The organism is Planotetraspora silvatica (assembly GCF_016863315.1).
GTDB lineage: Bacteria > Actinomycetota > Actinomycetes > Streptosporangiales > Streptosporangiaceae > Planotetraspora > Planotetraspora silvatica.
Window position 1 is genome coordinate 39,011 of record NZ_BOOQ01000048.1, and the last position, 25,358, is coordinate 64,368.

General features: G+C 69.7%; 21 protein-coding genes and 1 pseudogene. 7 read left to right on the forward strand and 15 right to left on the reverse strand.

Annotated features, from left to right (window positions below):
• Nucleotides 1-52 precede the first annotated feature (52 nt).
• Nucleotides 53-2,221: an MMPL family transporter gene (locus Psi02_RS31940; protein WP_203979559.1), complete on the forward strand. Its 2,169-nt coding sequence runs from the start codon at nt 53-55 to the stop codon at nt 2,219-2,221.
• A 20-nt stretch (nt 2,222-2,241) separates the two neighbouring features.
• Here Psi02_RS31940 and Psi02_RS31945 read toward each other — a convergent pair whose 3' ends face one another.
• Nucleotides 2,242-2,883, reverse strand: coding sequence for a hypothetical protein (locus Psi02_RS31945; protein WP_203979560.1), 642 nt, complete (start codon nt 2,881-2,883; stop codon nt 2,242-2,244).
• A gap of 137 nt (nt 2,884-3,020) precedes the next feature.
• On the opposite strand from Psi02_RS31945, the gene Psi02_RS31950 reads away from it, so the two are divergent.
• Together Psi02_RS31950 and Psi02_RS31955 are read left to right on the forward strand one after the other, a co-directional pair.
• The gene (locus Psi02_RS31950) at nt 3,021-3,854 is read left to right on the forward strand and encodes a helix-turn-helix transcriptional regulator (protein ID WP_203979561.1); all 834 of its coding nucleotides are present in this window, start codon (nt 3,021-3,023) and stop codon (nt 3,852-3,854) included.
• A 176-nt stretch (nt 3,855-4,030) separates the two neighbouring features.
• Nucleotides 4,031-4,774 (forward strand): SDR family oxidoreductase, encoded by a 744-nt coding sequence (locus Psi02_RS31955; protein WP_203979562.1) that lies wholly within the window; start codon nt 4,031-4,033, stop codon nt 4,772-4,774.
• Here the strand turns inward: Psi02_RS31955 and Psi02_RS31960 are convergent.
• The 4 genes from Psi02_RS31960 to Psi02_RS31975 all read right to left on the reverse strand — a co-directional run bounded on the left by Psi02_RS31960 (nt 4,746) and on the right by Psi02_RS31975 (nt 7,911).
• Nucleotides 4,746-5,375 (reverse strand): GNAT family N-acetyltransferase, encoded by a 630-nt coding sequence (locus Psi02_RS31960; RefSeq protein ID WP_203979563.1) that lies wholly within the window; start codon nt 5,373-5,375, stop codon nt 4,746-4,748. The two genes, Psi02_RS31955 and Psi02_RS31960, sit on opposite strands and share 29 nt — an antisense overlap.
• A gap of 248 nt (nt 5,376-5,623) precedes the next feature.
• Nucleotides 5,624-6,682: an LLM class flavin-dependent oxidoreductase gene (locus Psi02_RS31965; RefSeq protein ID WP_203979564.1), complete on the reverse strand. Its 1,059-nt coding sequence runs from the start codon at nt 6,680-6,682 to the stop codon at nt 5,624-5,626.
• 112 nt (nt 6,683-6,794) lie between these two features.
• Nucleotides 6,795-7,457, reverse strand: coding sequence for a class I SAM-dependent DNA methyltransferase (locus tag Psi02_RS31970; RefSeq protein WP_203979565.1), 663 nt, complete (start codon nt 7,455-7,457; stop codon nt 6,795-6,797).
• 67 nt (nt 7,458-7,524) lie between these two features.
• Entirely contained in the window at nt 7,525-7,911 is a 387-nt protein-coding gene (locus Psi02_RS31975; RefSeq protein ID WP_203979566.1) for a VOC family protein, read from the reverse strand.
• A 264-nt stretch (nt 7,912-8,175) separates the two neighbouring features.
• Here Psi02_RS31975 and Psi02_RS31980 point away from each other — a divergent pair, with 264 nt between their 5' ends.
• Entirely contained in the window at nt 8,176-9,156 is a 981-nt protein-coding gene (locus Psi02_RS31980; RefSeq protein WP_239095335.1) for a LysR family transcriptional regulator, read from the forward strand.
• Here Psi02_RS31980 and Psi02_RS31985 read toward each other — a convergent pair.
• On the reverse strand, nt 9,129-10,889 hold the full coding sequence (locus Psi02_RS31985) for a sulfatase-like hydrolase/transferase (RefSeq protein WP_203979567.1): 1,761 nt from the start codon (nt 10,887-10,889) through the stop codon (nt 9,129-9,131). The two genes, Psi02_RS31980 and Psi02_RS31985, sit on opposite strands and share 28 nt — an antisense overlap.
• Nucleotides 10,890-11,111: 222 nt before the next feature.
• Here Psi02_RS31985 and Psi02_RS31990 point away from each other — a divergent pair, with 222 nt between their 5' ends.
• Nucleotides 11,112-11,882, forward strand: a complete 771-nt coding sequence (locus Psi02_RS31990) for an aminoglycoside phosphotransferase family protein (RefSeq protein WP_203979568.1) — start codon at nt 11,112-11,114, stop codon at nt 11,880-11,882.
• Between the two features lie 69 nt (nt 11,883-11,951).
• Here Psi02_RS31990 and Psi02_RS31995 read toward each other — a convergent pair whose 3' ends face one another.
• Nucleotides 11,952-12,983, reverse strand: coding sequence for a cation diffusion facilitator family transporter (locus Psi02_RS31995; RefSeq protein ID WP_203979569.1), 1,032 nt, complete (start codon nt 12,981-12,983; stop codon nt 11,952-11,954).
• Nucleotides 12,976-13,380 carry an ArsR/SmtB family transcription factor gene (locus Psi02_RS32000; RefSeq protein ID WP_275415311.1) on the reverse strand — a complete coding sequence of 135 codons (405 nt, stop codon included), beginning with the start codon at nt 13,378-13,380 and terminating at the stop codon, nt 12,976-12,978. Before Psi02_RS32000 ends, Psi02_RS31995 begins: the two co-directional genes overlap by 8 nt.
• Nucleotides 13,381-13,533: 153 nt before the next feature.
• On the opposite strand from Psi02_RS32000, the gene Psi02_RS32005 reads away from it, so the two are divergent.
• Entirely contained in the window at nt 13,534-14,454 is a 921-nt protein-coding gene (locus Psi02_RS32005) for an SH3 domain-containing protein (protein ID WP_203979571.1), read from the forward strand.
• A 131-nt stretch (nt 14,455-14,585) separates the two neighbouring features.
• Here the strand turns inward: Psi02_RS32005 and Psi02_RS32010 are convergent, their stop codons facing one another.
• The 3 genes from Psi02_RS32010 to Psi02_RS32020 are packed head-to-tail and all read right to left on the reverse strand — an operon-like array spanning nt 14,586 to nt 16,836.
• Nucleotides 14,586-15,338, reverse strand: a complete 753-nt coding sequence (locus Psi02_RS32010) for an HAD family hydrolase (protein WP_203979572.1) — start codon at nt 15,336-15,338, stop codon at nt 14,586-14,588.
• A gap of 57 nt (nt 15,339-15,395) precedes the next feature.
• Entirely contained in the window at nt 15,396-15,986 is a 591-nt protein-coding gene (locus Psi02_RS32015) for a carboxymuconolactone decarboxylase family protein (RefSeq protein WP_203979573.1), read from the reverse strand.
• Between the two features lie 40 nt (nt 15,987-16,026).
• A complete protein-coding gene (locus Psi02_RS32020; RefSeq protein ID WP_203979574.1) occupies nt 16,027-16,836 on the reverse strand; it encodes a class I SAM-dependent methyltransferase in 810 nt (269 codons plus the stop codon).
• Between the two features lie 144 nt (nt 16,837-16,980).
• Here Psi02_RS32020 and Psi02_RS32025 point away from each other — a divergent pair, with 144 nt between their 5' ends.
• Nucleotides 16,981-19,449, forward strand: a complete 2,469-nt coding sequence (locus tag Psi02_RS32025) for an ATP-binding protein (RefSeq protein WP_203979575.1) — start codon at nt 16,981-16,983, stop codon at nt 19,447-19,449.
• A 19-nt stretch (nt 19,450-19,468) separates the two neighbouring features.
• Here the strand turns inward: Psi02_RS32025 and Psi02_RS32030 are convergent, their stop codons facing one another.
• The 4 genes and pseudogenes from Psi02_RS32030 to Psi02_RS32045 all read right to left on the reverse strand — a co-directional run bounded on the left by Psi02_RS32030 (nt 19,469) and on the right by Psi02_RS32045 (nt 25,350).
• Nucleotides 19,469-20,002, reverse strand: a complete 534-nt coding sequence (locus Psi02_RS32030; protein ID WP_239095336.1) for a GNAT family N-acetyltransferase — start codon at nt 20,000-20,002, stop codon at nt 19,469-19,471.
• A complete protein-coding gene (locus Psi02_RS32035) occupies nt 19,999-20,589 on the reverse strand; it encodes a helix-turn-helix domain-containing protein (RefSeq protein WP_203979576.1) in 591 nt (196 codons plus the stop codon). Before Psi02_RS32035 ends, Psi02_RS32030 begins: the two co-directional genes overlap by 4 nt.
• 443 nt (nt 20,590-21,032) lie before the next feature.
• A pseudogene (locus Psi02_RS32040) lies at nt 21,033-21,763 on the reverse strand (DUF7873 family protein).
• A 521-nt stretch (nt 21,764-22,284) separates the two neighbouring features.
• Complete coding sequence (locus Psi02_RS32045) at nt 22,285-25,350, reverse strand: AfsR/SARP family transcriptional regulator (protein WP_203979577.1); 3,066 nt, start codon at nt 25,348-25,350, stop codon at nt 22,285-22,287.
• Nucleotides 25,351-25,358: the final 8 nt, after the last annotated feature.

Consider the following 25,358-nt stretch of genomic DNA (forward strand, 5'->3'; position numbering starts at 1 on the left):
GCAGTGCAGCCTGATGCCGGCGCAACGGAAAAGGCGACCACTCACCGTACGGGTGGCCGGCTGGAGCGCCACCCATCCATGGCGGGCGATAGCCGCATGGTTCGTGTTCGTGGTGCTGTGTCTGGGCACGGGCTCGCTGGCCGGAACCCACAGCGCCACCAGCGCGGACTACCGGGTGGGCGAGGCCGGCCGCGCTGAAGCCATCGCGGCGGAGGGCAACCTGGCGCGCCGGCCGATCGAGCGTGTCCTCATCGAGTCGCGGTCCGGTCCTGTGGACGGCCCGGCGGCGGACCGCGCCGTTCGCGATCTGACGAGTCGGATGCGCGCCCTTCCCGAGGTGGATCGGGTGGAAGCCCCGGTCCGCTCCGAGGACGGCACGCTCGTGATGGTCGCGATCACCATGAAGGGCGAGGAACTGGCCGCCAAACGCCACATCGGCCCGCTGGTCGAGCAGACCGCCGCGGTGCAGGCGGCCAACCCGGGCCTGCTCATCACGGAGACCGGCCGGCCTTCGATGAGCCAGGGCCTGGACACGCAACGCGGCGACGACCTCTTCCTCTCCGAAATGATCACGCTACCGGTGACGCTGGCGGTTCTGCTGCTCGTCTTCGGGTCGGTGCTGGCGGCCGGTGTGCCGTTGTTGCTGGCGCTGTCTTCGATCGCCGCCTCCATGGGGTTGGCGGCGATCGCTTCACACGTGCTGCCCGACGCCGGGGTGGGCAACAGTGTGATCCTTCTGATCGGCATGGCGGTCGGCGTCGACTATTCGCTCTTCTACCTCAAACGGGAGAGGGAGGAGCGCGCGCGTGCGGGAGGTCGCGTCAGCCCTTCAGCCGTGGTGGAGCTTGCCGCGGCCACCTCGGGGCGGGCGATCGTGGTGTCAGGTCTGGCGGTTATCGTCTCGACGGCCTGTCTCTATCTGGCCACCGACGTCATCTTCTCCTCCTTGGCCACCGGCACCATCATCGCCGTCCTGGTGGCCATGGTCAGCTCGCTGACCGTCCTGCCGGCCATCCTGGCCAAGGTCGGCGACCAGGTCGACCGCCGCCGTGCCCGCCGGGCCGTACATCCGGCTTCCGGGCGGCAGAACACCGGGCGGGTGTGGGCGGCGATGTCACGACCGGCGACGCGACACCCTGTCGCCACACTGCTCGTCGCCACGACGGTGATGCTGGCGCTGGCGCTGCCCGCCCTGGCCCTGAGGCTGAACGTGCCGGGGACCGACACGTTCTCACGGGAGATCCCAGCCGTGCGGACCTGGGACCGGCTGACCGCGGCCTTCCCGGATCTGAACGTGACACACCTGGTCGCGGTCCGCGCCGACCCGGCGCACTCCGGCGAGGTCGTCTCCGCGTTGAAGGACCTCGCACGGCGCGTGGAGGCCGATCCACGGTTCGCCGGGGACGCGGCCGCTGAGCCGAAGACCTCCTCGGACAGGGGGGTCAGCACGCTCGAACTGGCGGTCCCGTTCCCCGCGGGTTCCGAGCAGGCGCAACAGTCACTCCAGCGACTGCGGTCCGAATACATCCCGGCCACGGTCGGCACGGTGACCGGTGCCGAGGCGGCCGTGAGCGGGGACGTCGCCAGAGACGCCGACTACGTCACGCACCAGAACGAGAAGCTCCCCTGGGTGATCGGGTTCCTGCTGCTGCTGACCTTCCTCATGACGGTCGCGGCGTTCGGCTCGGTGGTGATCGGCCTCCTCGGAGTGATTTTGAATCTGCTGTCGGCAGGAGCCGCCTTCGGGCTGCTGGTCGTGGTCTTCCAGTACTCCTGGGCCGAGGGCCTGCTCGACTTCACCTCCACCGGATTCATCGGGTCCCGGGTGCCGTTGTTCCTGTTCGTCATCCTGTTCGGGTTGTCGATGGACTACCAGGTGTTCGTGATCAGCCGGATCAGGGAGTCCGCCCTGCGGGGCGTGCCGACCCGTGAGGCGGTGATCGAGGGCACCAGCGGCTCCGCCGGGGTGATCACCAGTGCCGCGGTCGTCATGGTGTCGGTGTTCGCCGCCTTCGTCTTCCTGTCGCTGGTCGAGATGAAACAGATGGGCTTCGGCCTCGCCGTCGCGGTGTTGCTCGACGCCTTCGTCGTACGGACGATGATCCTGCCGTCGATCATGACGCTGCTCGGCGAGGCGAGCTGGTGGCCGTCACGGGCGATGCGGCGCAGCCGAGCCGTACCCGCCCTGGCGGACGTCCAGCCGGTCGGCGCAGCGGATTGATGCTTCCTCCGGATGCCTGGTCACTGATGCGTTCCCTGCTCCGTGACCAGGCGTTCGACGACCTTCTCCAGCGGGGCCCTGAGTCGGGTGACCAGCTCGTGCCAGCGACCGTCGGCCATGCTCGCCGTCGCGGCAAGATAGGCGTCGGCCAGCTTCGGCTCATCCACCGCCTGCAGCCACTCGGCCTGGCGTGCCATGGCGTAGAACGTGCTCCAGATCGGGCCGATGGGCGACGGGGAGTGCTCGATGAGGCCCGCGTAGCCCTCGGCGACGTCCTGCCATGCGAGCAGTGCCTCCGCCGCGCCGGAAGCCTCCGCCGGACGCACCGGATACTTCGCGTCCGGCGCCAGCGCCTCGAACAGTCCCAGGGCCCGGGTCGCGTCCTTGATCAGAGGAGTCGCCCTGGCCGTGTTCCACATGCCCGGCGTCCGCACCCACAAGGCCTGGGTCTCGGCACGATTGCGGAGGTGGTCCGCGAGAACCTCGATGACGTCGCGGTCGCCCTTGTCACTCCGGTGAAGTCTGCCCGCCGCGCGTATCGCCCTGTCGCCGGCGTCCACCGCGATCTTGTAATGACCGTCGAGAAGGAACCGGGCGGCTTGCTCGCCGTAGTGGTTGCTCTCACGGGCGAGCGCCGTCCAACGCTTTTCGCGAAGACGCACGGGGGCTCTCCTCCGTCACCGATCGAGAGTGACACAGGCACGTGTTGGTCGAATCAAATTAAACACGGATAAGTCACGAATCACGCCTGGCTTCCTTGGGGTCTATCCCGGAAAACGAGGGAAGTACGCTGGTCAGCGTGCCGGCCGTAGCCACGAACAAGCTCGGGGAGTTCCTCCGGGCCCATCGCGCACGCCTTGAGCCCGCGGATGTCGGCCTGCCCGGGGGCGGCGACCGCAGAGTCGCCGGACTTCGTCGCGAAGAGGTGGCCGTGCTCGCCGGAGTGAGCATCGACTACTACGCCCGGCTGGAACAGGGACGAGAGCGCAACCCGTCCGCGCAGGTCCTGGACGCGATCGGCCGGGCGCTCAGACTCGACGCCGACGCCCGCGGCCACGTCTTCCGGCTCGCCGGGTTGAACCCGAGCCTGGCACCGGGCACCTCACGAGACCTGGTCCACCCGGCCCTGCTGCAACTGCTGGACTCCTTTCCCTCCGCGGCCGCGTACGTGCTGAGCCCGGCGTTCGACGTGCTCGCCGCCAACTCCGTCGCCGCCGCCCTGCTGTCCCCCTTCTCCGGTATGACCAACATGGTCAGGGTGTTGTTCCAGCATCCCCAGGCGCGAACCGTGTTCGCCGAATGGCCGGCCCTCGTGGAGAACGTCGTCCATGCCCTGCGCCTCAATGCGGGCCAGTATCCGGATGACCCGGAGATCCGGGCGCTCGTCGACGAGTTCCTGCGGAGTTCGCCCGAGTTCAGGACCCTGTGGCTCGACCAGACCGTCAGCGGACTCACCCGCATGTTCAAGGTCTTCGTCCACCCCGAGGTGGGCCGGGTCGAATTGACGTACCAGACCTTCGACGTCCGCGACGCTCCCGGCCAGCAGTTACTCGTCGGCACGCCGGAGCCCGGAAGCCGCAACGCCCTCGCCCGCCTGAGTTCCCCGCACGCGAGCGACGTGAGCCGGACCTGATCCGCAGGCTCAGACCTCGTGGATGTCGCCTCCGTGCGCGGCAGCCTGTGAGCGAGGCCGCGGCTACCTGGGAGTGCCGCCCCCAGGAAGACACGGCCTTCTCCCGGCGCGACCGCGGCCGCACGCTGGATCCCGCGGCACCTCTGCCGCGAGTTCGGCGTCTTCCAGGAGTTCTCATGCACAGCCCGTCGGCCACCGACAGCAAGATCGTTCTCATCACCGGAGCCAGCAGCGGCATCGGTGAGGCGACCGCCCGCCGCCTGGCCGCGGACGGCCACCACGTCGTCCTCGGGGCGCGGCGCGTGGACCGGCTCGCGGCGCTCGTCGGCGAGATCCACGCAGCGGGTGGCCGAGCCGACCACCGGGAACTCGACGTGACAAGCCTCGACAGCGTGCGCGCCTTCGTGGAGGCCGCCCATGATCGACTCGGTCGCGTCGACGTGCTCGTCAACAACGCGGGCGTGATGCCACTGTCGAGGGTCGACGCCCTGCGCGTCGACGAGTGGAACCAGATGATCGATGTGAACCTGCGCGGCACCCTGCACGGCATCGCGGCCGTCCTGCCGCACATGCGTTCACGAGGCGCCGGCCACATCGTGAACGTCGCCTCGACCTCGGGCCACCGGGTCGACCCCACAGCGGCCGTCTACTGCGCCACCAAGTACGCGGTCCTGGCGCTTTCCGAGGGATTGCGCCAGGAGAGCCGGGACATCCGGGTGACCGTCGTGAGCCCGGGCTTCACCCACTCGGAGCTCACCGACCGCGGCGGCGACCCGGAAGCACAGGCCGCCGCGCGGGCCGCGTCGCTGCAACTCGCCATCCCGGCCTCCGCCGTCGCGGGCGCCATCGGCTACGCGATCGCCCAGCCCGGCGACGTCGACGTCAACGAACTCATCGTCCGCCCCACCGCCCAGGGCTGATCGCGGACTGGCGAAGCCGTGCCCGGAGGGCGTCCCGGGCGGCGGGCCACTCGCTGTCGATCATCGAGTAGACGACGGTGTTCCGCTGCGAGGCGTCCGGCATGGTCTTGTGATTGCGGAGGACACCTTCACGTTGGGCGCCGAGCCGCTCGATGGCCCGCTGCGACCGCAGATTGTTGTGGTGGGTCATCCAGCCCACCCGCAGGACGCCAAGGGTGTCGAAGGCACGCTCGAGCAACATCAGCTTGGCCTCGGTGTTGAGGCCCGTCCGGTGCCAGCGACCGCCGATCCACGTGGAGCCGATGTGGAGCGCCCGGTCTTTGGGGGTGAGGTCGTGGTAGGTGGTGACTCCCGCCGGTTCCCCGGTTCGGATGTCGATCCGTGCCCACGGCGTCAGCGTTCCGGCCTCGTGCATCGTGAGCAGTCGCGTCACGTACGCGCGCATCGCCGCGAGGTCGGTCGGCTGCCCGTTGTTGAGCCAGGTCCACACCTCGGGGTCCTTGCCGGCCTCCAGCAGTCCCTCGGCATGCTGGAGCGTCAACGGCTCCAGCCGTACGTAACGGCCGGTCAGGACAGGTCGGTCGAAGTATGCGCTACTCATGTCCGAGAGGGTAGGCCGGGACAGAACCGGGCGGAATCACTTTTCCGTAGGCCCGCCACCACGCGGGGCCTACGGAGTGACCAACGTTCGCGCACAAGACCTCATACGGCGAAGGCAGGGCATGCATGATCACGCTCGACGTTCGCGCAGGTGGTGTCGCAAGCAGCCGAATGTGTGCATGATCATGAATGACGTTCACGCAGGTCAGGCCACATATCACCGAACCTGTGCATGATCACGCCGCAGGATCAGCTGGTTGACGCCGGCGCGGGCGTCTGGGCCAGAAGCCGCCTCACCTGCGGCACGACCTCCTCGCCGTACAAACGGATCGCGTTCATGAGCTTCTCGTGCGCGAGCGTCCCGGAGCTGTACTTGAACTCGAAACGGTCGACGCCGAGCGTGCTCACGGTCTTGGCGATCTTCGCGGCCACCGTCTCCGGCGAACCGACGTACAGGGCGCCCTCGTCGGCCTCCGCCTCGAAGCGGTCGCGGGTCGTGGGACCCCAGCCGCGCTCGCGGCCGATGCGGTCGTGCATGGCCCGGTAGTGCGGCCAGAGTTCCTCGCGTGCCTGCTTGTCGGTCTCGGCGAGGTAGCCCGGCGAGTGGACGCCGACCGGCAACCGCGGAACCTCCAGCTGGGTGAGCGCGCGGTGGTACAGATCGACGTACGGCGCGAAACGCTCCGGCTGGCCACCGATGATCGCGAGCATGAGCGGCATCGCGTAGCTCGCCGCCCGCACGACGGACTGGGGGCTTCCGCCGACGCCGACCCAGGTGCGCAACCGGCCGGACTCCGTCTTCGGATATACGTGCTGGTCCTTCAGCCCGGGGCGGAGTTTGCCCTCCCACGTGACCGGGCCCTCCGGGAGCAGATGGAACAGCAGGTCGAGCTTCTCCTCGAACAGTTCCTCGTACTGCGCGAGGTCGTAGCCGAACAGCGGGAACGACTCCGTGAACGAACCGCGGCCGAGAATGATCTCCGCCCGGCCCTGGGACACCGCGTCCAGCGTGGCGAACTTCTCGAACACGCGCACCGGGTCGTCCGAGCTGAGCACGGTCACCGCGGTGCCGAGACGGATGCGTTCGGTCCGGCCGGCGATCGTCGCCAGCACGATCTCCGGTGCCGAAATGGCGAAGTCGTCGCGGTGGTGCTCCCCGATGCCGATCGCGTCGATCCCCACGCTGTCGGCGAGCACGGCCTCCTCCACGACGTTGCGGATCACCTGCGCGTACGGCAGGCGGTTTCCGTCCGCGTCGAGGGTGACGTCTCCGAACGTGTCGATACCGAACTCAAGTGGTGCGGACATCATTCGCCTCTTTCTCTACGGCACAAGCTGTAGACCAAACCACTGTGCCGTGGCGAGAATTCCGGGCCCGCGACCCCTCGTGCCACCTGCGGCGGAGAGGCGGACCGCCACGTCATGACCGAGTGGCGCCGGCCGGTTTCCGGGCCAGGAGGAAGGCCTGCGGCGCAGTGTCCACGCCCTCGGGCTCACGCTCCAGCCGAGCGTGGACCGCCAGCCCGGCCTGGCCCAGCAATCCGGCGATGTGGTCCGGCCGCCGCCGCAGGAAGTCGAGCGACACCTCGTGGCCCCATGGTCGCGCCAGGTGCAGCGGCTCGTCGCCGGACTGGAAGGCGACCAGCAGATGGCCACCCGGGGCCAGCACCCGGTGGAACTCGGCGAACACGTCAGGCAGCCGGTCCATGGGCGTGTGGATGGTGGAGTACCAGGCCAGGACGCCGCCGAGGGCGCCGTCCGGCAGGTCCAGGGACAACATCGAACCCTCGTCGAACCGCAGGTCCGGGTACGTCCGCCGGGCCGACTCGACCATCTGCGACGACAGGTCGACCCCGAACACCGGCACCCCCAGAGCGTGCAGGTGTGCGGTCACGTGACCGGGACCGCACCCGAGGTCGGCGACGGGCCCGGCGCCGGCGTCCCGCACCACCTCGGCGAACCCTGCGAGCAACGCCCTGTCCAGGGGCCTGGTCTCCAGCGCGTCACGGAAGTGATCCGCGTAGTCGGTGGCGATGGTGTCGTAGAACGTCCGGGTGGTGCTGAGGAAGCCGGGTTCGGTCATGGCGGAACACCTTAGTCCCCTGTGGGGACGAGGCGGACGGCGCGAACCCGCACCGCCGCCTCGCGGTTCAGCCTTGGGCGTCCTGCGGATACCAGCGCAGTTCGACGGTGTTACCGTCGGGGTCCCGCACATAGACCGAGGTCGCACTGCCGCGCGCGCCGAACCGGCCCACGGGCCCTTCGAGGACGGTGAAGACGCCCGAATCGATGACCTCCTGCCAATCCAGCGGTTCCACGACCAGGCAGATGTGGTCGACGTTCGACTCTCCCCGGGGACGGCGCACGAAGTCGATGATGGTCTCCGGAGCGACCCTCGCGGAGGGGAACCCGACGTCGCCGGCCCGCCACTCGGCGACGCGCACCGGTTCCAGGCCAAGGAGCCCGCAGTAGAACTCCAGGGCACGCTCGACGTCCTCGACGTTGAGCACCAGGTGGTCAAAGGCTTTCACGCGCATCGTCGTCACTCCGAATCCAGGTCGCGGGCCTGAAGCAGTCTCTCGCCGATCTCTCGTGTCCTGTCGTCGAGGCCGGTCAGGTAGCCGGTGATGCCCGTCGTGCTCATTGGGGGTTCCCTGTCTCAATCGGCAAAGTGTCGGACCGGCTGGTGGAGCTGGGGTGAACCACGCCGGTGCCACCACCTACGATGCTCCGGGCGACGGCGGCGACCAAGCCACAATGAGACTACGATCGTTGACCCAGATTCAACGGTGGAGAGTCACATGCTGGAGCGGCACGAGATCGAGACGTTCTTGGCGCTCGCCGAGGAGCTGCATTTCGGCCGTACGGCCGAGCGCCTGGGGGTGACGACCGGGCGGATCAGCCACGTCGTCAAGAAGCTCGAACGTCGCATCGGCGCTCCGCTGTTCGAGCGCACCAGCCGCGTCGTCCGTCTCACTCCGATCGGGCGCCGACTGGCCGACGACCTGGCGCCGTTGACGGCCCAGATGGACGAGGTGATTCGCAGGGCCGTCGAAGCCGGGCGCGGTGTGACCGGACGGCTGCGGGTGGCCTTCCTCGGCGAGTGGACCGCGCCGGTGCTGCTCAAGGCCGTCGGCCTGTTCGCCGACCGCCACCCCGACTGCGAGGTCGACGTCCACGAGGTCCAACTGTTCAACTCGCGATCGAGCCTGCTCGACGGCTCGATCGACATCCTCATCGCCTCGTACCCCTTCGACGGCATGGCCCGCGGGCCGGCCCTGCTGTCGGAGAGACGTTCACTGGCCGTGTCCGCCGGGCACCCGCTGGCCCACGAGGAGTCGGTGTCCCTCGAAGTGCTCGCCGATCATCCAGTGGTGCAGTACCCGCAGGTCACCTCAGTGGAGTTCAAGCGCGACCGCACACCCGACCACACCCCGTCGGGGAGACCCGTCCCGAAGGGGCCGATGGGCAACACGTTCTCCGAGATGTTGTCCCTCGTCGCGATGGGCAGGGGCGTCCTCCCCGTGGGCGAGCACAGCCGGCGGTACTACCCCCGCCCGGACGTCGCGTACGTGCCGATCCACGACGCGCCGCCGATCGAACGGGGACTGGTCTGGCTGGAGACCAACACGACCGCCCGGGTCCGCGAGTTCGTGCGGGCCGCGACGGACGCCAACCGCCCGGCCGCGACGGACACCGACCCTCCGGCCACGGCGGACGCCGACCGCCCGGCCGCGACGCCGTCCCCGCGGCCTCATCGGGCCGGCGGGGCCGGCGGCTGAGTGCTCTGGGCCTGCGATCCGAAGGCCGTCAGGAACCGGTCCCTGAAGGCGCTCATCTGCCAGACCGGAGCCTGCGGGCCGGGCTTCAGGCCGTCCTGCCAGCCCCACCCGGAGATCCGGTCCAGTACGGCCGGGTCGTGGGCCACGATGGTGATCGGCACGTCGTGGTCGGCGCCCACGCCGCTGATGAGCGGCGCGGCCTGATGGTCGCCGAGGAAGACGAGCACGAGATTGTCGTCTCCGTACGTTTCCACGTAGGAGATGAGGCTGTTGAGCGAGTACTCGATGGAACGCCGGTAGTCGGCGCGTACCTGGGTGAAGTCGCTCCACACGCCGCCCTGTCGCTGGCCGGTGGTGGTCATGCCGTTGAAGGCGGAGCCGTCGCCGACGGCGTTCCAGCCGATGAGCTGGGGGATGGGCGTCCAGGGCGCGTGGCTGGAGACGAGGACCGTCTCCGCCATCACCGGGGCATGGCCCGGCTCGGCGCGCTCGGAGCGTTGGAAGTTCGACAGGGTGTACTGGTCGGGCATGGTGCCCCAGTTGAAGCCGGGGCCGTGATACCCGAGGTCCTGTGCGGTGTAGATCTTGTCGTAGCCGAAGAACGCCCCCTCCGGCCAGGGCTGGGTGGTGCCCGGCATGACGGCGACCGTCCGCCAGCCCGCGCGCTGGAAGGCGCTGCTGAGGGTCAGGCGGTCACTCGAGAGCAGACTGTCGGAGCGTTGCTGGTTGTCGATCCAGAGGCCGGAGAGCAGTGTGTCGTGGGCCAGCCAGCTGCCGCCGCCGTACGTGGGCGAGGTGAGGAAGGCACTGCGGGAGTCGAACCCGGCCGCGCGCAGCCGGCGGGTCCCGGCGGCGAGCACCGCGCCGACCTGCGACGCGTACGCGGGGTCCTCGACGGCGGCGCGGCCGTAGCTCTCGACGAAGGAGACGATGACGTCTTTGCCCCGCAGGCCGGTCAGCAGTTGGTCGCCCGGGGTGTCGCGGAAGGCGTCGACGGAGGCCTCCTTGGCGAACGCCTCCTTGTCGTGCAGGCTCGCACTCACCTGGAGTAACTGGTCGTCGGTGAAACCGGCGACCAGCACGCCCGGGACGATCTGCACGCCGAGCACCGCGCAGACGACCCAGGTGACTGCGAGCACCGCGACGCCGTGGGCCGCCGCGGTCTTGTGCCGGACCACGTGCCGGGTCAGGCGCAGGACCGACAACGCCATGAGGACCAGCACGGCCACGGCGAGAGCACCGACCGCGATCACGGAGCCGACTGCGCCGGCCTTGCCGATCGACGCCGAGAGGAAGTCCACGCCCGCCCCGAAGAAGCTCAGGTCGAACACCGGATTGAACGGCCGGTCGAGGACCGCGGAGAAGCCCAGGTCGATGATCTTCCAGATGGTCAGCAGGCCAAGGGCCACCCCGGCGAGCACCGCCGCCCATCGCTTCGCCCTCCCGGGCAGGACGAGAATGAGGGCCACGCCGAGGAGCCCCTCCGCCGGGATGCGCACGAACGCCCCAGGCGTGAGGTGACCGATCTCGTTCGGAGCCACGAGGGCGAACAGAACGAACAGACCGGCCAGGACGGTGACCACTCGCGCCGCGACGGAGCGCAGGCCCCGGCGGGCACCGGCGTCGCCACCCGCCGCTCCGTCCTCCGCAGTCAGGCCATCCGCGGTCAGGTCCTCCTCCGTGGTCGTCCGTCCCTGAGCCGGCGGCCGATGAAAGCGCGTGATGAGCGACAAACCGAAGGTCCTTCCCTGCGAAACCGATGATGCCGCCGCCGGTCGATGTCGTCGTCCGGGGCGGCGGCGCCACCTGTTTGTACGGCTCGCGGCCGCCGCTGGTTCACGGGCGGGCTACAGACCAGGCACGTCATCGGGCCCGCTCCCCCACGAGACCGGGAGCCGGGAGCCGGAAAAAGGGGCCTACGGCCGGACGGACGCCGCGGGTAGTCTCGTCACGTCATGGCGGACGAAGAGGTGCTCCAGAACTCACCGCATCGCCGGGTCGTGCGAGTCGGCGACACCGTCCGCAGGCCCACGCAACCGTGGACGCCGGCCGTCCACTCCCTGCTCCGGCATCTGGAGGAGGTCGGATTCCCCTACTCGCCCCGCGTTCGGGGAATCGACGAACAGGACCGCGAGGTCCTCACCTACCTGGACGGCCGATCCGGCGCGCAAGGCTGGATCGAAGCGGCCGACGACGCGGGCCTGGTGTCCTCCGCCCGCCTGCTTCGCGACTATCACGACGCGGTCGCCGGCTTCCGGCCGCCCGATCAGCTCAGCTGGTTCACCGGCCAGACCGGGCTGGGCGACGGCGAAGTGGTCTGCCACGGGGACTTCGGCCCCTGGAACATCGTCTGGCGGGACGGGCGTCCGGTCGGGCTCCTCGACTGGGACTACGCCCGGCCGGCGGACCGCCTGCACGACGTCGCCTACGCGCTGGAATACCTCGCGCCGTTCCGCGACGACGACGAATCCCTGCGCTGGATGGCCCATCCCCGGCCGCCCGACCGGCGCCGCCGTCTGGAACTGTTCGCCGGCGCCTACGGCCTGACCTCCCTCACGGGGCTGGTCGACGCCGTGATCGAGGTCCAGCAGGACGGGATCGACCAGGTCCGCCGCCTGGCGGACGCGGGATGTCAGCCGCAGGCCGGTTGGGTCGCCGACGGCTATCTCGGCGAACTGGAACACAAGCTCGCCTGGAGCCGCGCCAACCGGCACCTGTTCGAGTAGCCGCCGTCCAACGCCTCCGGCCCACGATCCGATCACGTCCAGCCCGGCGAGCGGCCCCGCGCCTTCGCGCTAATGGAGTGGGACCGTTCCGGCAGGGTCCGGTGCTCCAGCCCGGTGGACGGGACCATGGGGATCCGCGCAGTGACGCTCGGCCCGGTCGGCGGCGGGCCGCTCGGCTCCGCTGTGGTCGACCTGCAGGGTCGTGTGGTCGATGCCGTATTCGTCGTGCACGAGGCGTTCGGCCGCCTGCCGTACGGTGTGACAGTCGGCCAGCGGCTCGACCAGGATATGGGCGGACATCGCCGCGTAGCCGGAGGTGACCTCCCAGATGTGCAGGTCATGCACCTCGGTGACCTGGTCGAGAGTGGCGGTTCTCTGACCGATCTCCGCGGGATTCATCCCGACCGGCGCGGCTTCCATGAACACCCGGCCGGCATCGCGGACGAGCCCCCAGCCCGCCTTGAGCATCAGCCCGGCGACGACGAGCGCGGCGATGGCGTCCGCCCGCCCCCAGCCGGTGAGCACGACGACCACTCCGGCCGCGGTGGTGGCGATGAAGGCGTACAGGTCGTTCAGGATGTGCTGGAATGCGCCCTCGACGTTGAGACTCGAGCGGTCGGCCCTGCTGAGCAGCCAGGTCGCGGCAAGGTTGACGGCGATCCCCGCGCCTCCCGTGATGACGACGTACAGGCCCTCGACCTCGGGCGGGACGACCAGTCGCCGGACGCCCTCGTAGATGAAGTAGACGCTCAGCAGAAGCAGCGTGATGCCGTTGATCTGCGCGGAGACGATCTCGGCGCGCTTGAGTCCGTAGGTGAAGCCGCCTTGTGGCGGCCGGGCGGCGATTCTCATCGCGATCAGGGCGAAGACGATCGCGATGGCATCGGTGAGCATGTGGCCCGCGTCCGAGATGAGCGCGAGCGACCGGGCGACGAACCCGATGATCACTTCTGCCGCCATGAAGGCGACGATCAAGGCGAGGGCGCCGGACAGGTAGCGGCGGTCTGCCTCGGCGCTGACACCGTGCCCGTGACCATGTCCATGCCCGTGACGATCCCGGTCTCTGTCACTGCTTCGGGTGACGGTCTGCCGGTCAGTCATCGCCGCGGTCTCCTTCGTCATGCCCGATATGGGTGATGGCCAGGTCGAACAACATCCGCACGTGTGAGTCGGCCAGCCGGTAGTAGGCCATCCGCCCCGCTCGGCGGACTTTCACCACCCGGTCGGCGCGCAACAGCCGCAACGCGTGCGAGGCGGCCGACATGCTCTGCCCCGTCGCCGCCGCCAGGTCGCACACGCACATCTCGCCACCCTCGAGGAGCGCCGATATGAGGCGGAGCCGTCCGGGGTCGGCGAGCAACCCGAAGACGTGCGCGAGGTTCCGCACGGAGTCGTCGGACGGCAGCGCCTTCTGTACCGCGGCCACCCGATCGGCGTCCACGACGGACAACGAGCAGGCGTCCGCGGCGATCGGGACGACATTTGAACGACTATTCACATGTACAAGCATAGGGAGGGGTCCCCATCTGTCAAGACATCGAGTGACCGGCAGGTCGCACATGGTCATCACTGCAAACTCGCCGCAACGTAAAGAAACGATCGATCATCCGGTCGCGGGTGTAAGCGCTAAGTAAACAGAGCACTACTTAGAGTGAGCATCGCGGACCGGGTCCTCCTGACCCTGACCATCACACTGACCACCCCGGCCAGGGCGATGCGAACGAAGGGAGACATCGTGAAAGTCGCCAAGAGGGTCGTCCCCGTACTGACCATCTGCGCCACCGCAGGCTGGCTCGCGGTCACCGCCCCTCCGGCCCACGCGACCACCATCCCGGCCGCCGCACCCGCCCCCCAGACCGGTGCCTGCACCTACCAGGTCGCGAACCTGCGCGCAGGCGGCTACCTCAACGTCCGGACCGCACCCGCTTCCAACTCACGGACGGTGGGCACGCTCAAACGGACCGACGGGAGCTTCACCGGAAGCTGCACGTCCACCCGCGGCTGGTTCACCGTCACGTCCTCCAACGGCCGATCCGGCTGGGCCTCCGGCCGCTACCTGCGCAGGAGCGGCCCGGTGCCTCGAACCACCGTTCCGAAGCTTCCGACCATGGCCTGCAACTACCAGGTCGTCAACGTGCGGCGGGCCAGCTATCTGAACGTGCGCACCGCCCCCGGCGTCGGTGCCCGGCGGGTCGGCACGCTGAGGGCGTCCGACGGACGGTTCGCGGGAGGGTGCACGTCCACCCGCGGCTGGATCGCCGTCACATCCTCCAACGGCCGATCCGGCTGGGCCGCCGCGCACTACCTGCGTAAGACGAACAGGACCCCCCTCGCCGCATCCGCGTCGCGCCCCTGGGGATGCACCTACCAACTGACCCATGTCCAGCCGAACGGCGTCGTCACCGTCTACAACGGCCGCGACAACACCTACCAGCCGGTCGGCACGCTGAGGCCGGCCGACGGGCGATTCGGCGGCGGCTGCACCGCCACCCAGGGCTGGGTTCCCGTCACGTCCTCCAACGGCCGGCCCGGCTGGGTCTCCGACTACTACCTCCAGAGGGTGACCGGCTAGCCCGGATCGGCTGACCGGCGCCTGCCCTGCCAGGCGGATGCGGCCCGCTTCCGAGCTCGCCGGCGCTCGGAAGCAGGCCCACCCGCCTGCCGGCAGTGGATCACGACGTCGCCTTCGGCCGTACGGCACACTCAGAACGCTCCCGGGGAACCGGTGGAGGACCGGTCCGGACCGATCAGGGCGGGCACGAGTTCGTCCAGGGATCGGATCACGGTGATCCCGTCCGGGGGCGTGATTCCGGTGGCCGCCCTGTCGAGCCAGTACGAACGCAGTCCGGCCTCATGCGCGCCGACCGCGTCGATCTCGTATTTGTCGCCGACGTACGCCACCTGATGCGCCGGCAGGCCGAGAGTCGCGCATCCCGCGAGGAAGATGCCGGCGTCCGGCTTGGGGACACCGTGTTCGACGGCGCAGACGATCGCCTCGCCGAAATGGTCGAGCAGGCCGATCGCGCGGAGTTTGCCCTGCTGGTACGCGAGCGACGAGTTCGACACGATCCCGAGCCGGAACCTGGGCGCGAGTTTCCTGAGCACGGGATCGGCGTCGGGGAAGGCGGCCCACACGGCGTTGCGCAGTTCCCTGTACCGCGCGAACCAGAGCTCGGCCTCCTCGTCGGAGAGGCCGCCGGCCGGCAGGCGCCCCACGTACGACAGGAACCGCCTGGTCCGGGTGAGTTGCTGCCCGGCGAAGGTCAACTCGCCGGTGAGGAACCGCGTGTACTCCTCCTCCATGATCTCCCGCCAGACGGCCACGGCGTCGGCGGGCGACGGGAAGAGCTCCAGCAACCCCTCAGTCGTCAGGTGCCCCAGCACACCGGCCTGCTCCGACGACGAGTAGTCGAAGAGCGTGTCGTCGACATCGAACAGAACCCCGCGAATCGTCACTCACCCACCATGCCATCAGCAGGCCGGCCGGCTCCAACCCCGGGCCGTGCCCCACGATCAGCCGGCGACGGGACGGCCGAAGGTGACGGCGCCGAGGACGGCCTGCGGCGCGGTGGCGCCCAACTCCGCGTCGGGACGGGCGCCGAGCGCGTCGTTCACGGTCGAGAACGCGATGCGCAGCGCGACGAACACCGTGATCGCGAAGATCATCGCGTCGTCGAAACCGGCATCGCGCAACTCCTGGACGTCCGCCTCGCCGGTGTGGTTCGGATCTCGGGCCACCTTCCGCGCCCATCCGGCCAGCGCCCGCTCGGCGGCCGTCAGCGCGTCGTCGTCTCCTCGGAGGACCGCGGCCGCCGTCTCCTCTCCGGCCGCGTCGGCCAGTCTGGCGCCGTATGCCAGTGAGCAGTACGAGTCGCCGAACGCCGACGCGCAGGCGGCGACGAGGACGGCCCGCTCGCGCTTGGTGAGACCGTGGTCCGCCAGGGACCTCCGCATCAGGTCGAACAACCCGTCGGCCGTGGCGGGCTGGTGGGCCCATAACCGAGTGAGGTTCATCACGTAGCCGAGATCTGCCACGTCCTCGTCGTAGAGGCGCTGAGTGTCGGCGGTAGGGTCCGGAGGCCGGAGAAAGCCGCTTCTGTCCATGGCCGTAGGTTCCCCTCGGGTCGAGGCCCGTGCAACCATCTCAGGCTCGCCGGACACCGACCGCTTCCAGGTACTCGGCCTGAGCGACGACCGTGCCGTCATCGGCCCGGTTGTACTCCCGGGCCACCTCGGCGAGTTCTTCGGAGAAACGGTCCAGGTCCTGGCCCGGCAGGGCGCCGGCCAATCTGGTGATGGGTCCGTAATACCGACGGAACCATTGGGAGTAGTGCTCGGGCGAGTGGTACCGGAACGCGTACTCCCGCGTGGTGAGGCCGGTCCACTCCACCCGATCCCCGAAGAGTTCGGCCAGGTGATCCGGGGAGCCCCACAACGTCGCCGGTCGCACTCCGGCCGGCGGCGGCGCCCATCCGCCCACCGTTCTGAACAGCCGGCCGATCATGCCGCCCGGCGTCCAGCTGGCCAGCGCGATCTTCCCTCCCCCGGCCGTCACGCGGACCAACTCGTCGGCGGCCCTCTGGTGATCCGGCGCGAACATGACCCCCACCGTGCTGAGCACCAGGTCGAAGGACTCGTCGGGGAACGGCAGCCGTTCGGCGTCGCCTTCGGTGAACGTCACCGTGAGGTGCTCGACCGCCGCCCGTTCCCGGCCCTGGGCCAGGAGGTTGGCGGCGTAGTCGACGCCGGTGGCCTCGGCGAACCTGCGGGCCGCCGCGATCGCCGCGTTGCCCTGGCCGCAGGCCACATCCAGCACCCGCTGTCCGGCGCGTACGTCCGCCGCCTCCACCAGTTGTTCGGCGATGATCTGAAGGGTGTTGCCGACGCGCGGGTAGTCACCCGTCTCCCAGCCCGCCCGTTGTGTCTTCTTGATCGACTCGAAGTCGACGTCCATGCGTTCCTCCTCGGGTGGCGCCACCGGCGGCGGCGCTCTCTCCGCATTCGATCCCGAGTCCGCGCCCGGCACATCCGTGCTCAGTACGGAAGTCAGGTCCGTGGAATTCGGGAGGACTCGTCCGTACGGAGTGATACTCACTCCATGGGGCCAGATGTCTTGCCGGATCCGCTGCGCGCGGCCGGAGTGACGCCACGAGAGCTCGAGGTCTTCTGGCTCGTCGGGGACCGCCTGCACAACAGGGAGATCGCCGACAGTCTGCGGGTGTCGGAGCGGACCGTGGAGAGCCATGTGTCGTCCCTGCTGCGCAAACTCGGCGGCGCCGACCGCCGGGCCCTGGTCGGCGCGGCGGCCCGGCTTCAGACGCGACGGAATTCCGGCGACGTGCTGCCGCGACCCCTGTCGTCCTTCGTCGGCCGGATCCGGGAGACCGCGGACCTGTTCCGGCTCGTCGGCGACCACCGGCTGCTGACGTTGACCGGTCCCGCGGGAGCGGGCAAGACGCGGCTGGCACTGCACGTGGCCCATTCGCTGACCACGCTGCCGCCCGCGATCCTGGTCGATCTGGCGGCCGTGCCGCCCGGTGACGCCGTGGAACGAGCCTTCGCGGACGCCCTCCAGGTCTCCGGCGACGAACGCCGGCTTCACGTCCTGCTCCGCGAGACGCTCTCCGGCCAACAGCGCTGGCTGGTCGTGGACAACTGCGAGCACGTGGCCGCCAACGCGGCGTCGTTGCTCGCCGACCTGCTGGCCACCACCGACCTCCGGGTGCTGGCGACCAGCCACGGGCCCCTGGGCATCGCCGGGGAGGTCGTGTACGAGACCTCGCCCCTTCCGCTCCCCGAGGAGTCGGACGATCCGTCGGCCGTGCTGGACGCGGCCTCCGTGCGGCTGTTCGCCGATCGCGCGGCCGCGGTCTCCCCCGACTTCCGGATCACTCCGGAGAACGCCCGGCATGTCGCGATGATCTGCCGTCGGCTGGACGGCCTTCCGCTGGCCATCGAACTCGCCGCCGCCCGGATCCGCTTCTTCTCGCCGGTCGAACTGCTCGCGCGCCTGCACGACCGGTTCGCCCTCCTGACCGATGGCGCCCAGGGCGCTCCGAGCAGGCATCGCACGCTGGAGGAGGCCCTGCGGTGGAGCTACGAACTCCTCGGCGACGACGAACGGCTGTTGTTCGAGCGCTGTTCGGTGTTCCCCGGCGAGTTCGACTACGACACCGCCGTGGAGATCCTCGCCTATCCCCCGTTGGACTCCTCCGACCTCGTACGGCTCTTCCCGCGCCTCCTGGATCGTTCCCTCATCTCCCGCCGCCGCGGGGATCAGGTCACCGAATACCGCCTGCTCGACAGCGTCCGCCAGTTCGCACACCGCCAACTGGCGGCACGCGGCGCCGCCGACACCGCACACGAGCGGCATGCCCGCCACCATCTCGACCACGGCGTGGCCGTGCTGGCCGATCTGCGCGGGCGGGACCAGACCGCCGCGTTGCGCTGGTTCGACCGGCACTGGGCGGATGTGCGTACCGGGATGAGGTGGGCCCTCGAGCAGGGGGACACCACAGCCGCGTGGAGGTTCCTCGCTGGAGTCGGCACGGGATGGGAGATCCTGGGCGCACGCGGCGAGCTGTTCGACTGGCTCGAAAGGCTGCTCGAGCATCCCCTGCCGCCGGACATCCTGGGCATCCGGGCCGCCGTCACCTGCTCCATCCTGCTGGCCTATCAGGACACGGGCCGGGCACGGGAGTTCGCCGACCACGCGTGCGAACAGGCCGAGCACGGCACCGAGCGGGATCAGGCCCTCGCTCTGCTCGCGCTCGGCTGGGCGACGGTGCACGGCGTCCCCCGCTCGGCCGCGCTCGGGCCCCTGGAACAGGCGACCTCACGTTTCGAGCGACTGGGCGACGGATGGCATCGCGCTCTGGCGATGTCCTGCCTGGGGCTGGCCACTCCGGACATCACCACCGGCCTGCAACAGATGTCGGACGCCGCCGCCCTGTTCGGCCGGCTCCACGACCGCGTCAAACGCGCCAACTGCCTCAACCAGATGGCCATCCGCGCGATCGAGAACGGAACCCGTCTCGACGACGCGGCGGCCTGGCTGACCGAGGCGCGACAATTGGCCCGGTTGAGTGGAAACGATCATGAACGGCTTCACGCCGAGGTCTTCCAGGCCAGTCTCGAGCAGCACCGGGGGGACCACGCGGCCGCGCGGACCCGGTTCGACGGCCTCGTCTCCGAGTTCCGCCGTATCGGCGACCGCCGCTGCACGGCCCGGTGCCTTCTCGGCCTCGGCCGCGCCGCGGCGTACGACGGCGACCACGAGCGGGCCCGGTCCCATCTCGCGGACGGTGTCGAGATCGCCGTCGGCCTCGGCGACCACCGCGCCACCGTGACCGGCCTGCGCCTGCTCTCCGGCGCCGAACATGCGACCGGCGACTCCAGACGCGCCGCCGTCCTGCTCGGCGCCGTCGAACGCCTCGATCCCGGCCACCGGGATGAACGCATGACCACCCTGCGGACGACTCTGCGCGGCGAGCTCGGTTCCGCCGGTTTCGCCGCGGCCCTCGAGTCGGGACACCGGACGCCGCTCACCAGCCTGCTTCTCCACTGACCGCGTCGGCCAGGAGGACTCAGGTGAGCTGCTTGTAGAAGAAGCTGCAGTCTTCGAGGACGCCGTCCGGGCTGGTGGCGTAGTCGGGGACGACGCCGAACCGCGTCCAGCCGGCGGAGTCGTAGAGGTGGTCCGCCGGGCTGCCGGTCACGGTGTCCAGGAGCAGGAGGGTCGCTCCCGCCTGCGAGGCGGCCTGTTCGGCGGTGGCGAGGAGCTCTCGGGCGAGTCCCCGTCCACGGGCGTCGCGGTGGACCATGAGCTTGATGATCTCGGCACGATGCCGGCCGTTCGGCTTGGGTTCCAGGGCGAGGCTGATGGTCCCGGCGACGCCGTCGGGACCGTGGGCGGCCCAGATGATGAGGCTGCCCTCGGTCACGGCGGGCCGCCGCGCCCGCCACCAGGCCGCCGCCGCGTCCTGGTCGAACGGGATGAGGAAGCCGAGGGAGGCTCCCCCGGCGACGACGTCCACGAGGAGGTCGGCCAGGCTCTTCACACTGCGATCGAAGTCATCGGCGGACAACCGGGTGATGGTGTGCAACGGGATTCCTTTCATGGCAGGACGATCATCAGGGCGTAGCGGACCGGATCAGGGCCGGGACAGCGGAACCGCGACCGGTCCCACAGCCGGAATCGCAGGCAGTCCCCCGCCCGGATCTCGTGCACGCCGCCGCCCGCGGTGATCTCCAGCACGCCCTCCAGCACCCAGACGTGCTGCTCCAGACCCGGCACGGGCGGGCGGTCGTACGAGATGTCCGCGCCGGGCCGCAGCAGCGCCTCGACCAGCTCACCGCGTAGTCCGGGGTGCGGCGGGGAGACCGACCGCCGGGTGAAACCCGAGCCCTCATCCCGCCACACCATCTGCTGTCCGGCACGCACCAGTTGCGGCGGCTCCTCCTCGACCTCGGCCAGCAGTTGCGACATCGTGCGCCCGTAGGCCGCGCACAACCTGTTCAGCAGGGCCGCGGTCGGGCTGATCTCCGTGCGCTCCAGCCGCGACAACGTCGAACGGCTCACGCCCGTCCGCTGTGCCAGCTCATCCAGGGACCAGCCGCGCTCCTCACGCAACTGCGCGAGCCGGCCGGCCAGGCGGGCCTCCACCTGGCCGTCGACGGCGCTCCGCGATGCGGCTTCATCTCTCACATCAGAGACGATATCCCATATCTGAGACACCGCTCAGTTGGGGGCACCCGCGGAAAAGGAGCGACCCCCGGGAACCTGTCCATGTCCCGGGGGTCTGTCGATGCCGCCACATCACGGTGCCGGCGGCGTTTAAGAGAGTGGATCAGTCCTCACGATGTGCGCTCTGCCATTGAGCTACCGCGGCATGCGTGGAGCCGCGCGCCGGACTCGAACCGGCATCTCAACAATCACAGTCCACTCCCGGTCGATCCGGCACTCGACGGCGATGCTGAATCTGGAGCGAGAGTCTGAGTTTGACCGGCTGCCTCTACCAATTGGGCTACCCGGGCCCGCGTGCCCGGGGGAGGAATCGAACCTCCGCTGAAACCGTCGTTCAGGCTGAGCTTCATCTTCAGTTTGCGCTCCTTGCGCACCCATCCACACAGGGATGGGGGTCTGTGGGGCTACCCCAGCAGGTAGCCGAACACGGCGTCACCGATCCGGCGGTCGACGACCTCCGTGCCGTTGGCCTCCTCACGGGCGTACTTCACCGCGTCCTGGAGCTTCTGCACCCTGCCCAGAAGCTCGTTGACACGCCGCTGCGGCAACGCGCCGGAAAAGGTGACCTTGGTCCAGTAACCGACGACGACGTCCTCGTTGTAGACCTGCACCTGGGCCGGGTGCTTGTCGGTCGCCTCGGCGAGCACGTGGTTGCGCGGAACCTTCTTCGTCCGCGTCGTCTTCACCGGCTCCGTGCGCCAGGTGTCGGTGTTCTCATCGAGCGTCCACGTCTCGGACGGGTCCAGTGTGGGCAGCTTGCTGATGAACGTGTGCAGGTCGACCAACTGCTTCTCCAGGAACAGCAGGTACGTGACCGGGACATCGTTCAGGAGGGTCTCGCCGTCCACCGTGACGCTGGCCCTGGCCGAGCAGTTCGCCCAGTCCTTTGTCGCCGTCACGTCGAACAACCGCGTCAGCGCGACCCCTACGTCCTTCAGGACGTTGCCACCTGCACCTGCACCCTGGTCGACTCGGGCGGAAGCTGCTCGCCCTCGTCGTCGATCGGTTGGTACGACCGCGAGATGCCCGACAGAAGGGGGCTCTTCTGGATGGTGTGGTAGGCGTCGGTCACCTTGCGCTGGGCGTCGGCCTTGACGCCTTTCTCCACGGCGAGGATCTGGTTGAGCTTGGTCACGGGGGTTTCCCTTCCGTCGAGACACGGCGGGCGACGCCGGCCGACGGATCAGTTGCGGCATTTCGAGCCGCCAGTACAGCCGACCAGCGGATCTTGCGTCAACACATATACGCCGGACCGGAGCCGAGGCCGAACTCCGGAGCCTCACGCCGCGCCCAACGCAAGCGAACCGCCCGTGTCGGCCAACGGCTGACCCAGGCGCCACAGACGGGAACCTTATCGACGGCTTGATCGATAAGAAGACCCGGCGCCTTCGCAGGCGACGGCATCCGCTCCGCCGTACGGCCCGGCAGTCGTCAGTCAGCGGCCGTGGATCAAGCCACAGGGCCTGCGGGTCGGATCAGACGGCCGTGGTCGATGCCCCTTAGCCGCTGCGTTCACGTTTCTCACGGAAGTCGTCCGAGATTCCATGAGAAACGAAAACGCGGCCCCTTGCCCCCTCATCCGCAGGCCCTGGCGCCAGACTCCGGTCTCCTGCGAGATGAGGGCACGAGCCCGCCCCATCAGCCGGCCCGGCCGCCTCATCGCGTGGCGTCGGCGGCGGCGGCGTTGGCCGGGGCGTCGGCGGCGGCGTTGGCGTTGGCCGGGGCGTTGGCGTTGGCGTTGGCGTTGGCGTTGGCGTTGGCGTTGGCGAGCATGGCCAGAGCCCTCGACTCGAACAGCCGCGAGTCCACCGCCCGGAACAGGTCGAGGGCGCGGTGCAGATGCAGCATCGCCTGCGGCGTCCCTCCCTTCGCGAGGAAGTACTCGCCGAACGCGAGCGACACCCGCCCCTCGATCAACCGGTCGCCCGCGGACTGGGCCGACCGCAGCGCGCTGTCGAGCGTGGTTCCGGCCTCCTCCAGACGCCCCGTCCGCGTCCACGCGATCCCGAGACCCCACAGCGCGTACGCCTCACCGATCGGATCGCCGATGTCCTGGACCTTGGACAGCGTCTCGGCGAAGGTGTCGGCGGCGACCAACGGCTGGTCGAGCTGGAGATACGCCTCGCCGAGGCGATGCAGGACCTGCGCCTGGACCCGGTTGTCCCCCATGCGCCCGCCCAATTCGCGCGCCTCGGCGAGCATCGTCAGGGCGGCCCCGGCGTCACCGCGCTCCAGGCTGATGTGCGCCAGGCCGTGCAGCACGTAGGCGACGGCGACGAGTTCGCCCTGCCGGCGGAAGACGTCGAGCACCTTCTCGTAACGGGCCGCGGACGCGTCCAGATCGCCTCTCAGCCTGTCGATGTAGGCGAGATTCCGGACCGCGCGGGCCTCGTTGTTCTCGTCACCGACGCCGCGGAACAGGTCGGCGGACGATTTCAGTGCCCGGCGGGCCTCCTCGTGCCGATGTTCGCCTATGTGCAGCCCACCGATCGAATAGAGGATCGTCGCCAGACCACGGTCGTCACCTGCCGCCCGGACGGCCTCGAGCGCGACCTGGTGCGTCTCCCGCCAGTCGCCGAAGTAGGCCCGCGCCTCGTACCACGTCGCCGCGGTGTCGGCGAGGTCCCAGCAGGCCGCGCTGAAGCCCTCTCGTGCCGCCTGGCCGATGGCCGCGGCGAGGGTCTGACGCTCCCGTTCGAACCATTCCCACGGCGAGGACACCAGCCGGGCGGTCACCCGCGAGGGCAGTGACCACCGCAGTGCGTCGCTTCTGACCCCCTCGTAGTCGCCGCCGTACGCCCGGCGACGCGCGTCGTCGGCCAGGAACAGCAGTGCGCCAAGAGCCCTTTCCAGCGCGGCGGCACGGTCGGCGGCGTCCTCCTCCGCCGTGACCCGCTCGCGGGCGAACACCCGGATCAGGTCGTGGAGCCGGTAGTGGCTGGGAGCACCCTGCCCGACCGCGACGGTGTCCACCAGGTGCGCCTCGGCGAGATCGTCGAGCAGATCCTGTCCCGTGGCGTACGGCTGGTCGATCAGCGCGGCGGCGACCCAGCCGGAGAAATGGGAGAAGTCGAGCAGGGCCAACCGGCGGAAGAGCCGCCGGGCGTCGTCGCCCAGGCCGTCGTACGTCAGCGAGATGCTGGGCCGGATGCCGAGCCCTCCGTGGTCGAGTTCGTCGAGTCGGCGAGCCTCGTCCTCCAATCGCTCGACCAACTGCGCCACCTGCCAATGCGGCCGCGCGCCCAACCGCGCGCCGGCGATGCGCAGGGCGAGCGGCAGATGACCGCACAGCTCGGCGAGCTCGGCCGCGCCGCGCTCCTCCGCCCTCATCCGTTCGGCTCCCGCGATCCGGGCCAGCAGTTCGACCGATTGCGCGGAATCGAGGACGTCGAGCTCGACGTGCTCCGCGCCCGCAAGCCCGGCGAGACGGTTGCGGCCGGTGACGAGCACCGCGGCCGGCGGGGCTCCCGGAAGCAGCGGGCGGACCTGGCTCTCGTCTCCCGCATTGTCGAGCACGACCAGGACCTTGCGATCGGAGAGCAGGTCCCGGTACATCTCGGCGCGCGCCTCGAGCCCGTCGGGCACTCCGCTTCCGGGAACGCCCAGAATGCGCAGGAAGCGTTCCAGGATCTGCGCGGGATCGGCCCGGGTGCGCGCCTGCCCGTGCAGGTCGGCGAAGAGCTGGCCGTCGGGGAACCGGCCGGCCAGGCGGTGCGCGACGTGCACGGCCAGAGCGGTCTTGCCCACGCCGGGTTTGCCGCTCACAACGGTGATCGGTACGGCCGGCCCCTCTCGGCTCTCACCCGTCCGGGAGAACCTCCGCTCCATCGCGCGGACCTGGGCGGCCCGGCCGGTGAAGTCGGCGATGTCCGTGGGCAGCAACCGCGGTACGGCGACGGACGGGGGGCGGCGGCCCGCCCCGGTGAAGCCGGGCTGCGTCGCCGGGAGCTGCAGCCGGGCGTCGCCGACGAGGATCGCCCGCTCGAGCTGCTGGAGCCACGTGTTGGGCTCGATCCCCAGCTCGTCGACCAGGAGGCGCCGGGCCCGCCGGTAGACCTCCAGCGCCTCCGCCTGACGCCCGGACCGGTAGAGCGCGAGCATCAGCTGCCCGTGGAGCCGCTCGCGCAGCGGATGAAGCGCGACGAGCTCGGCCAGCTCGGCCAGCAGATCGTAGTGACGGCCCTGGGCCAGCTCCAGCTCGACGCAGTCCTCGATGACGCTGACGCGCTGCTCGTCCAGCCTGGTCGCGGCCGAGCGCACGATGTCTCCGTCCAGACCGTCGAGAGCCGGTCCGGACCACATCGCCAGCCCCTCCCGGTAGCAACCGGCCGCCTCGTCGTACCGGCGGTCGTCGCGTAAACGGCGGCCCCGCGCCACCAGGTTCTCGTAGCGCCGCAGGTCGATGTCGTCGTCGCCGGCCTCGATCACGTAGCCATGGGAGCGGGTGGCGATCAGGTCGGACAGTCCGTACGCGCCGAGCAGACGGCGCAGGGCGGAGATGCAGATCTGCACCTGGCCGCGGGAGGTGGGGGGCGGGTCGTCGCCGTAGAGGGCGGTCATCAGCCGCTCGACGGAGACCGAACGGCCGGCCTCGATCGCGAGCGTCGCGAGCACGATCCGCCGCCGCCGGCCGCCCAGGTCCACACGTTCGCCGTCGACGCGGACCTCGAACGGGCCCAGAACGCTGAACTCGATCCGAGAGACCCCTGATGCGGCACTCATGACATCCA